Source organism: Cryobacterium sp. 10S3 (assembly GCF_034344045.1).
In the GTDB taxonomy this organism is placed as follows: domain Bacteria; phylum Actinomycetota; class Actinomycetes; order Actinomycetales; family Microbacteriaceae; genus Cryobacterium; species Cryobacterium glucosi.
The window spans coordinates 3,467,859-3,482,240 of the sequence record NZ_CP133773.1; the positions used below are offsets into that span (position 1 = coordinate 3,467,859).

At 61.4% G+C, this 14,382-nt stretch carries 15 protein-coding genes; 12 read left to right on the plus strand and 3 right to left on the minus strand.

Features of this window, described 5'->3' with window-relative positions; translation table 11 throughout:
* Positions 1-12: 12 nt before the first annotated feature.
* The 5 genes from RHM57_RS16135 to RHM57_RS16155 all read left to right on the plus strand — a co-directional run bounded on the left by RHM57_RS16135 (position 13) and on the right by RHM57_RS16155 (position 5,885).
* Entirely contained in the window at positions 13-1,278 is a 1,266-nt protein-coding gene (locus tag RHM57_RS16135) for an extracellular solute-binding protein (RefSeq protein ID WP_322188700.1), read from the plus strand.
* A 71-nt stretch (positions 1,279-1,349) separates the two neighbouring features.
* On the plus strand, positions 1,350-2,228 hold the full coding sequence (locus RHM57_RS16140) for a sugar ABC transporter permease (RefSeq protein ID WP_322188702.1): 879 nt from the start codon (positions 1,350-1,352) through the stop codon (positions 2,226-2,228).
* A 13-nt stretch (positions 2,229-2,241) separates the two neighbouring features.
* Complete coding sequence (locus tag RHM57_RS16145; RefSeq protein ID WP_322188704.1) at positions 2,242-3,132, plus strand: carbohydrate ABC transporter permease; 891 nt, start codon at positions 2,242-2,244, stop codon at positions 3,130-3,132.
* A 6-nt stretch (positions 3,133-3,138) separates the two neighbouring features.
* Positions 3,139-4,578, plus strand: coding sequence for a glycoside hydrolase family 5 protein (locus RHM57_RS16150; protein WP_322188706.1), 1,440 nt, complete (start codon positions 3,139-3,141; stop codon positions 4,576-4,578).
* Between the two features lie 83 nt (positions 4,579-4,661).
* Complete coding sequence (locus RHM57_RS16155) at positions 4,662-5,885, plus strand: ROK family protein (protein WP_322188708.1); 1,224 nt, start codon at positions 4,662-4,664, stop codon at positions 5,883-5,885.
* Between the two features lie 278 nt (positions 5,886-6,163).
* On the opposite strand, the gene RHM57_RS16160 is transcribed toward RHM57_RS16155, so the two are convergent.
* Positions 6,164-6,799 carry a helicase associated domain-containing protein gene (locus RHM57_RS16160; protein WP_322188710.1) on the minus strand — a complete coding sequence of 212 codons (636 nt, stop codon included), beginning with the start codon at positions 6,797-6,799 and terminating at the stop codon, positions 6,164-6,166.
* A gap of 282 nt (positions 6,800-7,081) precedes the next feature.
* On the opposite strand from RHM57_RS16160, the gene RHM57_RS16165 reads away from it, so the two are divergent.
* The 4 genes from RHM57_RS16165 to iscB all read left to right on the plus strand — a co-directional run bounded on the left by RHM57_RS16165 (position 7,082) and on the right by iscB (position 10,367).
* Positions 7,082-7,399: a hypothetical protein gene (locus RHM57_RS16165; RefSeq protein ID WP_322188712.1), complete on the plus strand. Its 318-nt coding sequence runs from the start codon at positions 7,082-7,084 to the stop codon at positions 7,397-7,399.
* Positions 7,396-7,782, plus strand: coding sequence for a hypothetical protein (locus RHM57_RS16170; protein WP_322188714.1), 387 nt, complete (start codon positions 7,396-7,398; stop codon positions 7,780-7,782). Before RHM57_RS16165 ends, RHM57_RS16170 begins: the two co-directional genes overlap by 4 nt.
* Positions 7,783-8,001: 219 nt before the next feature.
* A complete protein-coding gene (locus tag RHM57_RS16175; RefSeq protein ID WP_322188716.1) occupies positions 8,002-8,316 on the plus strand; it encodes a hypothetical protein in 315 nt (104 codons plus the stop codon).
* Between the two features lie 710 nt (positions 8,317-9,026).
* Positions 9,027-10,367 (plus strand): RNA-guided endonuclease IscB, encoded by a 1,341-nt coding sequence (gene iscB, locus RHM57_RS16180; RefSeq protein ID WP_322188718.1) that lies wholly within the window; start codon positions 9,027-9,029, stop codon positions 10,365-10,367.
* Between the two features lie 99 nt (positions 10,368-10,466).
* On the opposite strand, the gene RHM57_RS16185 is transcribed toward iscB, so the two are convergent.
* Positions 10,467-11,705 carry a site-specific integrase gene (locus RHM57_RS16185; protein WP_322188720.1) on the minus strand — a complete coding sequence of 413 codons (1,239 nt, stop codon included), beginning with the start codon at positions 11,703-11,705 and terminating at the stop codon, positions 10,467-10,469.
* A gap of 326 nt (positions 11,706-12,031) precedes the next feature.
* Between RHM57_RS16185 and RHM57_RS16190 the strand changes: the two genes are divergently transcribed.
* Both RHM57_RS16190 and RHM57_RS16195 read left to right on the plus strand, forming a co-directional pair.
* Positions 12,032-12,658, plus strand: coding sequence for a hypothetical protein (locus RHM57_RS16190; protein WP_322188722.1), 627 nt, complete (start codon positions 12,032-12,034; stop codon positions 12,656-12,658).
* Positions 12,659-12,772: 114 nt separating this feature from the next.
* Positions 12,773-13,219 carry a hypothetical protein gene (locus RHM57_RS16195; RefSeq protein ID WP_322188724.1) on the plus strand — a complete coding sequence of 149 codons (447 nt, stop codon included), beginning with the start codon at positions 12,773-12,775 and terminating at the stop codon, positions 13,217-13,219.
* Between the two features lie 83 nt (positions 13,220-13,302).
* Here RHM57_RS16195 and RHM57_RS16200 read toward each other — a convergent pair whose 3' ends face one another.
* Positions 13,303-13,524 (minus strand): hypothetical protein, encoded by a 222-nt coding sequence (locus RHM57_RS16200; RefSeq protein WP_322188726.1) that lies wholly within the window; start codon positions 13,522-13,524, stop codon positions 13,303-13,305.
* Between the two features lie 127 nt (positions 13,525-13,651).
* On the opposite strand from RHM57_RS16200, the gene RHM57_RS16205 reads away from it, so the two are divergent.
* Positions 13,652-14,041: a hypothetical protein gene (locus RHM57_RS16205; protein WP_322188728.1), complete on the plus strand. Its 390-nt coding sequence runs from the start codon at positions 13,652-13,654 to the stop codon at positions 14,039-14,041.
* The last annotated feature ends 341 nt before the right edge of the window (positions 14,042-14,382 follow it).

The following is a 14,382-nucleotide window of genomic DNA, read 5'->3' on the forward strand; positions in this document are numbered from 1 at the left end:
AGGAACACCTCAATGTCGAGATCCCGCACCAAATGGATCCTTCCCCTCGCCGCCGGCGTCGCTGCCAGCGTCCTTGCCCTCTCTGCCTGCTCCAGCGGCGCGTCCGGCAGCGCCTCCGGTGTTCCCTCCGACAAACCTCTCACCGTCTGGGTGATGGGAGACAGCTCGAAGAAGTTCGAAACCCTCGTCGAACCGTTCACCAAGAGCACGGGAATCAAGGTCGACGCTGTCGCCATCCCCTGGGACAGCATCGATCAGAAGCTCACCACCGCCGTCGCCTCAGGTAACGGCCCGGACGTCGTGCAGATCGGCGTGTCAAAGATCCGTTCCTTCGCCGACACCGGCGGGTTGCTCACCCTGGACCAGGCAACGATTGCCAACTATCCGAACCTCGCAGCCGACAAGTTCGTGGCCGGCGCATCCGGAGAGGCCACCGCTGTCGCTGGCAAAGTTGTCAGCATCCCGTGGGTCAGTGACACCAGAGTGCTGTTCTACCGCTCCGACATTCTCTCAGCCAGCGGCATCTCAAAGCCGCCTACCACGTGGGACGAACTCCGGGGCGACGCTAAGACTCTCACCGCCCGCGGCGCCGGCAATTACGGCTACTACATTCCGCAGTGGGATAGCGCTTTGCCGGTGGAAATGACGTGGGACCAGGGCGGTGACGTGGTGGATAAGACGGGCAACATCGATTTCAACACGCCCGCGTTCCACAAGGCCGTCGACGTTTACGCAGGCCTGTATGCGGACGGCAGCGTACCCACCAACAGTGACTTCGACCAGGTGCAGGGATTCACGTCCGGCGCCACGCCGATGGTCGTCAGCGGTCCCTACCTCGCCTCTGCGATCACCGCCGCAGCCCCCGAGCTGGCCGGCAAATGGTCGGCGGTTCCGCTGCCATCGGCGAAAGCAGGTACGTCGCTGCTCGCCGGGTCTAACCTCGGCGTCTTCGCCAAGACCGCGAACAAGGACGGCGCCCTGCAACTACTGAACTACCTCTCCGACACCGCGACGCAGGTCTCCTGGTACAAGGCAGACGGCGACCTTCCCACGGTCAAGACCGCTTTGACTGATGACTCACTGGTGTCAGACCCGTTGTTCAACGTCTACGCCAAGCAGTTGGCCGACTCCAAGCTGCTGCCGCTGGTGTCGAACTGGGACGGCGTCACCGGAAAGGCTCTGCTCGATAGCCTGAACTCCATCGTTCTCAACCACGCCGATCGGGACAGCACATTGAACACGCTCTACGCGTCCACCGCGGGCCAGTCGGTCAAGTAACCCACCATCGGGTCTTGGGGCGGAGCCTGCTTGCGCTCCGCCCCAAGGCCCCACAAGGATCGGGACAAACCATGAAGATTCGCGCTACGCCCTACGTTCTCATCGCCCCTGCGACACTCCTCCTGCTTGCTTTCGGCGTGCTGCCCATCCTGATTGCGGGCTTCGTCAGTTTCACTGACATGAACCTCGCCGGGTTGGGTGATTGGTCGGTGATCAAGTTCATCGGCCTCAACAACTACACTCAACTTTTCGCCGACCCGGCCTTCTGGCAGTCACTCGGGAATACTGCCTTCTTCGCCCTGATCGGCGTGCCGTCTGTCATTATCTCCTCGCTGATCGTCGCCCTGCTGCTCAACCGCAGCAACAGCCGCTTCTACCGCGCGCTGCGCTCCTTATACTTCCTACCCGCCATCACCGCGATCGTCGCCATCGCATTGGTTTGGGGGTACCTCTACAACACCCAGTTCGGCCTATTCAACTACCTGCTGTCCCTCGTGGGGGTACCGCCGGTGCAGTGGCTCAGCGATCCGCTTCTGGCGAAGTTCTCCGTCGCGTTCGTTGCCATCTGGCGGGGGACCGGTTTGAACATCATCATCTTCCTAGCTGCCCTCCAGGGCGTGCCTCGCGAATATTTGGAAGCGGCGTCGTTAGACGGTGCCTCGGAAATCCGCAAGACCGTCTCGATTGTCATCCCGTTGCTGCGGTTCGCGATCTTCTTCGTCATGATCACAACGGTCATCGCGTGGCTCCAATTCTTCGACGAACCATTCGTGTTGACCAAGGGCGGCCCGATCGGCGCCACCACTTCCATATCCCTGTTCCTTTTCCAGAAAGGATTCAGCGGAAGCCAATTCGGCTATGCGAGCGCAGGCTCCGTAATCCTGTTTCTGATCATCGCAGTGATCACCCTCGCCCAACTGCGTGCAAGGAAAACCGATGTCGAATACTAAGCTCCAACCCCCCATGACCAAAGCAACATCGCCCGTCCAGCATGAGCAGGCGGCGTGCAACCCGCGACCGGCCAAGCGCAAGTCGCGCAGTCACGCCAATCGGCTGACCATCATCGTCGGCATCGTGCTGGGGCTTGGTGCGCTGGCCACCGCGTTCCCATTCATCTGGATGTTGACCTCGTCACTGAAACCCCGCAGCGAAAGCGTGGCGTACCCGCCAAGGATCCTGCCGCAGAAACCCACCTTCGAGTTCTTCGTCCAACTCTTCCAGGACCTCGACTTCGGCCGGTACCTGCTCAATACCATCGGGCTTGTCCTGATCAGCATGATCGGGCTCCTGCTCATGGCCATGGCCGGTTACGGCTTCGCGAAATTTACATTCCGCGGGCGCGACGCGCTCTTCTTCCTTGTCCTAGTGACCATGATGATCCCAGTTCAGGTGACGATGATTCCCACGTACCTCATCTTGAACGGTATGAAACTCACCAACACCATCGTCGGGATTGCCCTCCCCACCCTGGTTAGTGGATTCAGTGTCTTCCTCTTCCGGCAGTTCATGACGACCATTCCCTCGGAAATGATGGAAGCGGCACGCATTGACGGAGCCGGAGAGTTCAGGGTCTTCCTACAAATCGTGCTACCACTGTCGAAACCGATCTTGGCGGTCCAAGTCATTCTGACGTTCATCGCCAGCTGGAACAGCTTCCTCTGGCCCTTGATCATCGCCAACGACGAACACCTTTACACCCTCTCCGTTGGTATCGCGCTTCTGAATCAGCAGATCGCGACGAATCCCTCCCTGCAAATGGCAGCCGCGACGCTGATGGTGGTCCCGATCCTCATCATCTTCGTAGTCTTCCAACGCTACGTCGTTCAAGGATTCTCCCTTTCCGGACTGAAATAGGACAACATGACAAACCCCACCCGCTTCAACGGATACGTTCACGCTCACAAGGCGGAGTTGGTCGACGGCACCGGTGCCCCGCTCCTGCTTCACGGTATCGGCCTTGGGAACTGGCTGCTCGCCGAAGGCTACATGTGGAAGTTCGGCGATGAGATGAGCTCACCGCGGCAGATCGAGGCACGTATTACCGACCTCCTCGGCGCGGAACGGGCACTCGAGTTCTGGGCCCGCTACCGCGACGCGTTCATCACCGAAGCGGACATCCAACGCATCGCCGAACTCGGCTTTGACCATGTCCGGCTGCCGATCAACTCGCGCGGCCTCATGGACGACAGCGGCAACTGGATCGAAACCGGATTCATTCTCATCGACCGGGCAATCCAGTGGTGCGAGCGGCACAACCTGTGGATTTTGCTCGATCTGCACGGAGCACCGGGCGGACAAACTGGAACGAATATCGACGATTCCCCTAACCTGAAGCCCGAACTGTTCATGGATGACCGCTATCGCAGGCAAACAGTGAAATTATGGCGAAAACTCGCCCGCCGATACCGCGACCGGACGAGTGTCCTCGGCTACGACCTGCTTAATGAACCCCTGCCGAACGAATGGCAACACATTTACGCTGACGAGCTCGTCGATTTCTACCGGGAGCTCACAGCTGCGATCCGTGAGATCGACCCTTATCACCTCATCGTCTACGAGGGCTCGCACTGGGCAACAAATTGGTCCATATTTACGGAGGTCATCGACCCGAACTCTGCCCTTCAATTCCATCGTTATTGGTGCCCGCCCGAACGGTCCAGCATTGCCGAATATTTGGAAGCCCGTGACCGGCTCGGGTTGCCGATCTACATGGGCGAGGGAGGCGAGAACACCCCGGAATGGATCTATTCGGCGACCCGCCTGTATGAGCAGCACAATATCGGCTGGAACTTCTGGCCATGGAAGAAACTCGACACCGACACGTCCCCGATATCAGTGAGCCCACCCGCCGACTGGAATTTGATCGCGGACCCGGAGGTAACTCTCGACCCCGAAGCTGCCCAGCACGTTCTCAATGAGCTGCTACACCGCATTGCTCTCCTCAACTGCTCCGTTCGCCCCGACGTTGTGAACGCGTTATTTGGCCGTCAACCACTTCGTATTCCAGCCTGGGGATATATTGAGGCCGATGCGGCAGCACCCACCCGGTTTTCACCGACAGCTGAGATCGATGGTCTGTGGCACCACACCGCCGGCGAACCATACAAGGATGCGGAAGTGCCACACATTGAGCTTCGCCCGGGGGCAGTCATGAGGTTCCCATTGGAAGCGCCACCCTCGACGTGGACGATCAACGCCGACGACCCATCCTCATTCGCCGTGACCTGGGAACAGGACCACCTGGCCGTGCGTGTGAACACACCTGCCCGGCTTATCAGCCTCGACCTCGAAGCCGAGTAGGTGCAGAGGTGAACACCGCAACGGGCTTCGCGAGGCGAGCCGAAGACCCAGACCAGCTCCATCATTGGTATCGTCGGACCACCATGAGCGTCGACCCAAACACCCGCCGACCTGCCCGCTCCTCGGCGGGTGCATCAACAGTGACGTCGCTCCGGCAGCGCAACAAGGGAGCCGTACTCAAGCAGATCATCCTCGCTGGCGAAACCACTCGAGCGGCACTAGCCAGCGACTGCGGCCTCTCGATGGCATCCGCAACCAACATGGTCACTGAACTGACCGGAGAGGGACTCGTCGAGGAAACCGGGTTGGTGTCCTCCCACGGCGGGCGGCCGATCTCCCTCTTGGCCCCTCGCGCGGACAGTGCCTACACGCTCGGCGTCGACGTCGGCGAACGTGGAGTCGCCGTCGAACTCTTTGACTTCCGGATGAACCGCGTCGACCGTGAATTCAGCGGCGGAGCAGAGCCCGAAACCGCCGCCAGCATCGTCGATGACCTGAATCAGGCCGTATTCGCCCTCCATCTCCGAAATCCCCACCGATGGGACCGCCTGCTTGGGATCGGACTCGGACTGCCCGGCCTGGTAGAGACCGAAGCAGACGGCGTTCAAGTGCTCTACGCCCAAAGCCTCGGCTGGCCTGCAATACCCATTTCGGAGCTCATCCGCGGTGACCTCCCAGTGTTCGCCGACAACGGCGCCAAAGCACAAACCAAAGCAGAACTCTGGTTCGGCGCGGCCCGCGGCGTCAATCACGCCTTAGTTGCTCTCCTCGGTCGCGGTGTCGGACTGGGAATCATCACCGACGGGGCACTAACCCATGGGGCAGCAGGAAGCGCAGGCGAGTGGGGGCACACCAAGGTACAAGTCAACGGCCGACTGTGCCGTTGCGGCAGCAGGGGATGCGTGGAAGCGTACCTTGGCGCAGACGCAATCCTTGCCGAATGGGAAGCCGCCGGAGGCCAATTCGAGGGCACCGGCTGGCGTGCTCTAGGCGACCTTCTCGACGCTGCAGAAAAAGGGGATCGAGCAGCCGGCCTGATCGTCACGAGCATCGTCGACACCCTTGGCGCAGCGGTCGGGAGCATGGTCAACCTGACCAACCCGGAGCGTGTGGTTGTCGGAGGTTGGGTCGGGAACCGATTAATGGAAGGCCTGCGGCCACGAATCGAGCAGTCGATCCGAACAAACGCCCTGGCGCGTCCCGGGAGCCAATTCACACTTCACACCTCCAGTTTTGGCGGAGACACGGTTGCGCTCGGGTCGGCGTTGATGCCCATCGAAGCTCTCATCCAGTCCCCCAACGTATAGTCGCGAACCATCAGGCAGTCAGCGACGGACCTCCGCGCAACAGTGTGACATGAACCCGCACGAACGAACGTCCCTGAATGTGTCGGGCGAACATTTGGTTTCTTCTCGATCGTTCGTCTAGCTGACTCTAGGCAGCGTGCTGAAGCAGTTGGGGAGCTTGCGCCCGTCGTTAATCCCGTTCTGGGGTTGGTGCTCGCTGATCAACACTGCAACAGCTGGGGAGCCGTGTTGCGCGTCGGAGCGACAGACCGGACTGGGCCCTCGATTGGTCTCAGTCCTTACCGGTGGTCAAGGTCGCGGGCCTCGGTGACCGTGCGCGTCTTCGACGCTCCCCAACTCCAGAATTCGACCTCGTTCAGCAACGCGGTTCGACGTTGGGAGAGCTTCCCTCGGTGGTAAGCCATCCGATTCTTCGCCGCCCACCCCGCGAGCGCGCTTTCGGCGGGAGCGGATCGTAGCTTCGGGGCCTCCCGATGGGTCCGTGTGAACTGGATATATGCGTTGTAGATCGCGTGCCAGGCGTCTTCGAGGGGGTTGAAGCTAAACCCCGGAATGCACTCGAGTCGGCACTTCTGATAGGTGCAGAGGCGGTCGGCTTTGAACGCCCTGCGCTGGTTTCTGACCCGGTTCACCAGGGTCATTTCTTCGGCACTGACCGCGCCGGCAGAGAGACGACGGTTTTCGCGGGGCATGCGGGATTCGCGTGCGACGAAGTTGCTGAGCGCTTCCGTGTTTCGGGTCCAGGCGATGACATCTCGACCGGGGTTGGTAGCCGCAGCGGCGCCCGCTGCGGTGCGTTCGGCGTTGTAGAAGATCAGGGATCGCACCTGGTCGGCGGTGAGGGTCGCCCTGTTGCGGAGTTCGAGTTGGGCGTAGTCGGCGTGGAGGAGCTCGAGTGGGGTTGGTTCGGACATGGGTGCCTTTCCGGCCCGCACGGGTGTGTGGGTCGGATAGGGCATGCGCGGCAGGTTCTCGTCGGCGGGTCGGAAGGTGTATTCCGGCACGGATCCGCGGTCGTTTCAGACCGGGATACCGTCCCTGCACCGGCGATCGCACCGACCGCCGAGAGGGATCGGAGGAATGGAAATGCCTGACTCAGTAGAGAAACGGACGCGCGTCCTGAACGCCGACGTGTATGACCAGTGGCGGCCGTTGTGGTCAACGGGTCGTGGAAGACGGGCAGTCGGATGCGTGCGGTGAGCACTTTGACGGGGCAGAGCGGCGGCCGATTCGCGATCGAGACCGCGTCGGGATCAACGTACTGGCTGGACCTGGACCGTGCGGTCATGCGCCGCCTACCAACGGTCGACGATCGCGCCAACGAACACGAGCTGCGCCGAGACGGCGCCGAGGTGGCACTGCTGCGTGTCGTGGAGTGCTCGATCGGACAGCCGATGCACCTCATCATCAACCTCCGCGTCGCCGGAGTCGTAGCGACCTCGCGCCGAACAACGACGGTGATGGCGATCACTCAACTAGATCCTGCTGGCCCAAACGAAGGGACCGCGACATGACCGCTGGACAAGCCCCCGAAGCTGCGGAACAGGCCTGGCCAGGCATCACCCGCCTGACCACTGAGCGCGACTCAGTGATCTTGGTGGATTGGGAACTGCGCGCCTACAACAGGGCACCTGGCGTCCTCGCGCGGCGCCTCTATGCGGACGAGCAGTGGCTGCGTTTCACAGATATCGGTTCGCTCGAAATTGGGAGGTGCGCCACGTTCGTCTCCCCGAGCCAGACTGCCGGCAACTACATCAGCTCGCCACTTGTCGCCATTGAACGGATGACGCAGGCCCGGGAACTCAGTGCGGCCGACATTGAGACTGTCCGATTCATCGGCGGGTACATCAACCGCCGTACTGTCCCGCCTCCTCGTCAGAACCATGACCGTGACTGAGGCCCACAGCGGCCCCACCACCCTTCTTAGGCCGACCTCTACTTGGCCCCAGCCCCACGATCATCCAGCGGGGGATCCTGATGCTCAATCTCATCACCAGCCCGGAAATCGATACCGATGACCCGGCACCGCCCTGCAGCAAAGCCACATCGAGTTCACAACCTGCACGGCCCAACGAAAGGACCAACCATGAGCGCTCCAGACAATGAACCTGTATTCGTGAACGAACTGACCGGCAAGGAGGGCGGAACCTGGCGGGTCGTGACGCGAGACAGCAACCACTACTTCGACCTGGACTTCGGGACCGTGACGCGTGTCCGCGGCGCAAACGCGGGTCCCACCATCAACGACCGGACCCGCCCTCTACGCACGATCGATGCCCTCCGGGTCGGCGAACGAGGCCGGTGGACCATGCTTACCGACGGGTGGTCCGACGACATCGACTACTACTGGGCTAATACGTCGCTCGTGGCACGGATCGAAGCCATCTGCCGCGAGGACCTTCCAGGAGCAAGCGATGTCACGCCCGACTAGAAGAAGCGGCGTATTCCCCTCCGTCGTCTCTAGGATTGGCTCGAGTTGGGGTCCCGACTGCCTGAGTCGAGAATGCGGTCGAACGGAACCGCCCGTGCCAGACGAGCGGGCCGCAATTCGTGAGAAATACGTTCCTCGCTTTGCCGTCCGGCATCCATCCGCCATCGCAACTGGCATCGCCATCCTTGTCGCGTCTGGGCGCAGATTCACTCACCCGTCGTGCGGCCCCGTTACCACCAAGACGGTGCAGACCGTAAAGTGCCGAGGCCCGCCAAGGGATCATCCATTGGTAGCTCCGAGTCGACGCGTCAACGCCCCATCGACGCGCACACGTAACTCACGTCGGTCGCCCGATTCGGGTGTTGCAGCGAGCTCGCAACAGCGCTGACCATTTGAAAATGGACTGACCAGGCCAGGACACCGCAATATCGAGACGAGGTCAAGTGTCTACGTTCCGCGCAAGCAATGAAACCCACGGCAGGGTGCTTCCTCAGCCTTGCCCTCTGGAAGCGTCTGGAAACGAACCCCCTCGGGAGGGGGCGAAACACAAGACAGCAGACGGCCAAAGTAATTCGGCCCGAAAGACTGACGCGGGACATCGCCGAGGGGAGACTGCGGGGACTTCGTCTGGCCCCCGCGGCGCCATTCCCCGTGCGCCTCAGGGCGCCGGGGAAAACATCGGTCGTAAGGCCGTTCCTACGATCGCCTACGTGGCGGTCCTAGGCAGAGACGGGAAGCCGTTGATGCCAGCCCACCCGGCCCGGGTCAAGCAGCTCCTTGACACGGGCCGGGCTGTGGTTGCTTGTGGAACACCCTTCGTCATCCGACTCAAAGATCGAAAAGCGAATGACTCTGGGACCGTCGTGCCTGGAGTGGTCGTTGGCATTGATCCCGGCTCGAGATACGCCGGGATGGCCGTATTCGTGGACTACTCAGACGATTCTTCGGGCGAGACGGTCGTCCGCAGGAAAGGCGTCTTTGCAGTTCAAGTTAACTTTCGTGGATATTTGATTCATTCGAAGCTCGGATCACGCGCAGGGCGAAGACGAGCGCGACGGTCGCGTAACACTCGCTATCGCAGTCCGCGTTTCTTGAACCGACGACGAGCCAGAGGATGGCTGCCACCTTCCCTCGCTCACCGGATCAACGCGACAATGGCCATGCTCGCTAAACTCCGAACCTGGTTTCCGGTGAAAAAAATCTATCTGGAGTACAACAAGTTTGATGCGCGGGCGATATTGGAGCCCCATGTTCAGGGCGTCGAATATCAACGCGGCGAGTTATTTGAGTACGAAGTCCGCGAGTTCCTCTTGGAAACGCGTGGTCGACAGTGCGCCTATTGTGACGCGGCGGATGCCTTCTTGACCATCGATCATATTCAGCCGCGGGCGCGAGGGGGCACGAACCGTGTCTCGAATCTGACCCTTGCGTGCGTTGCGTGCAACCAAGCCAAAGGAGCGATGGCGGTAGATGAGTTCGTGAGCGACGCCAGCCGATTGGCTCGAATCCTGTCGAGCACGCGCCGTTCGCTTTCTGATGCAGCGGCCGTCAATTCGACGATGAAGGCTCTCATCGACGCGCTCAGGGCCACCCACTTGCCAGTCACAACGCACTCGAGTGCCCGCACGAAATACAACAGGGCAAGATCAGGGCTACCAAAGAGCCACTGCATCGACGCCCTCTCCGTCGGCCTCGTCGACTCAATCATGAACTATCCGGCGAAAATCTACCTGGCCTCCGCCACCGGACGAGGCCAATATCAACGAACGAAACCAGATCGCTTTGGCTTTCCCCGCAAGCCGTACACGGCCTTTCCCCGCACGAAGCGCCATTTTGGCTTCACCACCGGCGATCATGTCCGGGCGGTCGTGCCCGCCGGCAAGAACGCCGGGGTTCATGTGGGCCGAGTAGCCATACGCACGAGCGGTTCGTTCAACCTCAGAACAGGATTCCGCACGCTTCACGGTATCCGTCACACTCATTTCATCTTGTTGGCTCGAAACAACGGTTGGGAGCACGGCTACCTTGGCGAACCACCGCCGCCAGCATGACTTCTGGCAGCGCGTCTGACACCTAACTTCGGAAGAGAGACCGTCCGCTCCCGACCAAATCGCTTCGTCCCGAACGTGCGACTCGGCTCGCCCTGCAGGTCACAGTCCGAGTCGAGTCACCGCGTTGTTCTCGAGAGGTGACGCCTCCCGCGAGTAGATTTCAGCGGTCGCAGGGTCACGATGGCCAGTTTGTCGCATAATTTCATGGTGCGTGGCGCCAGCACGAAAGGCCTCGGTCACGAACCCGGCTCGCAAGGAATGCGCTCCATACAGCCGAGGGTCATACCCAGCGACCCCCACCCGCCGTTTGACGACGTCATAGACCACATTCCCCGTGATGTGTCGTTCCTTGATGGCGCCGTTCTTCATCACCGGCCGGAAGAATGGCTGGTTCACGGCGATAGCAATGGTTGGTAGCTCATCCCGGCAGATATGCCCCTCCAGCGAAACCACATTCAATTCGTTTTTCCGGTCCGTCAGACCGCGCTCAGCTGCCGCGAGCATGCGTAGCCATCGGATATATGCACACGCGGCACATGTGAGAGTGCTTGTACCGAATGGAATCGCTTTTGAGATTCCATTTCCTCGCTGATCCGTTTTGGATCGGCGTAACCCTATGTAGAGGCCGTCCTCCGGATGGATCCTGAGGTCACGAAGCTCGAGAGACGCCAGCTCCGAACGTCGAAAGGCTCCACCGAACCCAATGAGCAACAGGGCGGAATCTCTCTGCCCGATGACCCCTTGCGGCCAAGATTTGCGGTCGATCCCGACCAGGGTCCGGCGCAGCTCATTGAGTAACAGTGGCGCCCTTCGATCGATAGGTCGAGCCCTTTCGCGTCGAATACCCGCGATGGTCATTTCTACATCGCGGTCATCGCCTGGTTTTGCGAACCCAGCAAGGTGATGTGCAGTGTTGATCGAATAGAGCCAGTGGCTAAGCGTTCCAGCGGCGTAGACCCAATCCCCTGCACCATCCGTGAGATCTGCCGCGTAGCAAAGGTAGGCGGCGACGACCAGCGGTGTAGCCGGGAGCGACGCGAGGTCTTGGACACGGCACCAACTTTCGAATGCGTGCCAATTCGAACGTAGCCCTCGTCGCGTATTCGGTGCGAGGGCCTCGCGCTGGAATGCGCGAATGCGATCCATGCTTACCGCCGGCGGGATCGGTGTTGCCATCGTGACTGCCGCGGCGGTGCGTTCTCGATGCCGGACGACCTTATCGCCAGCAGCGGGCGTCTTTCCCGCATCTGTGGGGCTGGAACCACGCAAGGGGGCCTCCGGATCTTTTGCTGCGCCGCCAAGTCCTTCTCCGCGACATCTTCTAGACATGCGGCACATCCGCGAGCCTTGGCGAATTCTCAATCGATGTCACCTTCGGAGCCGCCAGTTTCTCGATTTACCGACTCAAGCCTCGGATCCGTCCAAAGCAGGTGGGGCCGCCGGATAGTAATGATTCCTGGCAGAATCACCTACAAAAATCATCGGGTCCAAGTGAGAAGGGGCTGACGGCCTAAATGGGGGTCAGAGGGCTCTGTGGCCCGGGAACACTGGGATGCGGGTGAGTTCGCGGCGCCGCGGCGCCCCGCGCATGTGTCGGGCGACGAAGCAGCATCCCGCCAGCCGATACGGTGAACGGGCACCACAAATCACACGGGGGACGCACCATGACCGCAGCACGACGCACCATTCTCATCGGGAGCTCAGCGCTCCTCGTCACGGCGCTTCTCTCCGGGTGCAGCCTCTCCGGTGGTGACCTGGGCGGGCTCATCCCCACCAGTGGCACGCCGGCTGCTCTCAGCGACACAGCAACCCCGATACCCACCGCACTCGCCGGCGACACCAACGGCGACGGCAAGCTCTCCGAGTTCGAGAAGCAGATCCTGGCGCAGAACGCGCCGAAGGACTACACGCTCGCTGACGGCACTGTCGTGTCGATCGACCCGAAGCAGCCGTTGCCTGCCGCTGTTGTGGCCGAGGTGCGGGCTGCCATCAGCCCTGCGACCACGAGCCTCGCGGACTCCTCCCCGGGTAACGATGGCACTGGCAAGCGTCAGGCGATCCTAGATGCGCTCGACGCCCAGGCGGCCGTCACTGGCAAAGGAATCGTTGTCGTCACGGGCGTAACGAGTGCCAGTCCGACGCCAGGCGGACCGGAGCTTGACGGCTGGATAGCGCTAGCATCCAGCGTGCACTTCACCGGGATCATGTTCACTCAAGACAAGAGCGCGATGGTTGCCGCGGTCCAGGCCTGGGCTGCAAGCAGAGGGTTTGAATTCCTGCTGATGGAGTGATGCGATCCGCGGCTACGAGATCATCGTCGTCGTCGTCGAGGCAGGGCAGTAACGTGACTCGGCGCCGCCCACCGCTGCGATGCATACGACGTTTAGCCAGAGAGAAGGAGAACAGTGCGCAGAGCATCACGGTTCCTGAGCGCGGCCGCCACCGCCAGCATCTGCATCCTGCTGCTGACCGGCTGCGTGCCTGGACAGTCCATCGACAGCCTGGCCAAACAACCCGAAGCCGCGTTGACGTACCCGGGCAGCACCGATGTCCGGACCAACGACATCCCGGGACGGGTTCAATTCGGTCTCGATGGAGGCGACGTGGCCAGGACCGGTATATCCGGGACGACAACGCACACACAAAGCGAGGTCATCGCCTTCTACTCGCACGCACTGGCAGCGAATGGCTGGACGCAGCCCAGGGACGATCATCGCTCCGAGACCGCTTCGGGACTGCCCTCTTACTTTATGCAATGGGACAAGGTGAAGCCCTTCCTGACGTACGTCATCGCCGTATGGACTGAGGGTGAAACCACGAAGTACGCAACTGAACTGGAATCGCAGCGGTAATGCGTTCGATTCACGGTCGGGAAAGAAGATGGCGGCTGCCGGGTTGCCGCGGTCGATGACCAGTCAGCGCGTGTAGCCCTGCTCTACGCCGTCGGGCTACCGGTCGCCACGCACGAACCGCCCTGACTATCGTCGTTGGACGGCACCGTAATCAGGACCTTCGCCACCGTGCTCGGCTCCACATCAGTGAACGTGAAATCGTGCGCGTTCTGCCCGCCGAGAATCTGGCCGTCCTGCACCACGACCGCCCCGGACTTCTCCGTCACCGTCACATGCACCGTCGCCGGCCCGCGGACATCGGACATCGTGACGACAACTGGGCCGCCGCTAGCAGTCCACATTCCGACGGCAAGTGAACAGTCAGGTGCCGGCAGCTGCGTCGTTGCCACGTCACCCAACAGGTAGCTGACAGCGGTTCCCGCATCGGAGCTCGTGACGATCGGGGCTCCCGAAGCCGCAGCGAGCACAGCGCTCGTGCAGTCGACGCCGGTCGATGAGCCGACCGCCGCAGCAACCGTCTGCATCAGCTGCAAACGGCTCACGCTCACAGCTTTCGCCGTTGAGTCCACCGAGAAGCTGACAGTGGAACCCTCCTCGCAGGACGTGCCGAGCTTCGCTAGGACCGTCCTATACGCTGCCAGCTGGTCAGAACCGGCGCCATCAGCTTTCAGAAGGCTCGAAGCGTCAGGGACGGCCGCGTCCGACGCCGTTGCCGGTGCTGCCGGCGGTGACGAGCTCGTCGAACAAGCGGTGAGGAGGAGGGATGCGGTGACCATGAGGATGGTGACGGCAGTTCGGGTGGTGGTCAGTCGCATGATCTGAGCGTAGGTCGCGCGGTGGGTTCGCCACGAAAGCGTTGGACCCCCAGGTTGGGGGCGATCGGTGGCCGGGCCTGAGTCTCAGTAACGCCGTTCCTGCCATTCACGGTAACGCTGTCACAATCTCCGTATTGAGTAGCTCGATTTGGCCGTCGCACCACTCGGCGGTCACAGGATCGCTCTCGCGCAGCATGACCGAGAGTTCCGAGTATGTGGAACGAATGCGTGCCACCGCCCACAAGAGCACCATCTCAGTACCCTCACCCTCTTCGCCAACCTCGCTGGCATGCGGGTCGAAGAGGGTGGTCGGCCGGTGCCCTGGCTGTTGAGGTTGCCGCTGCGCGC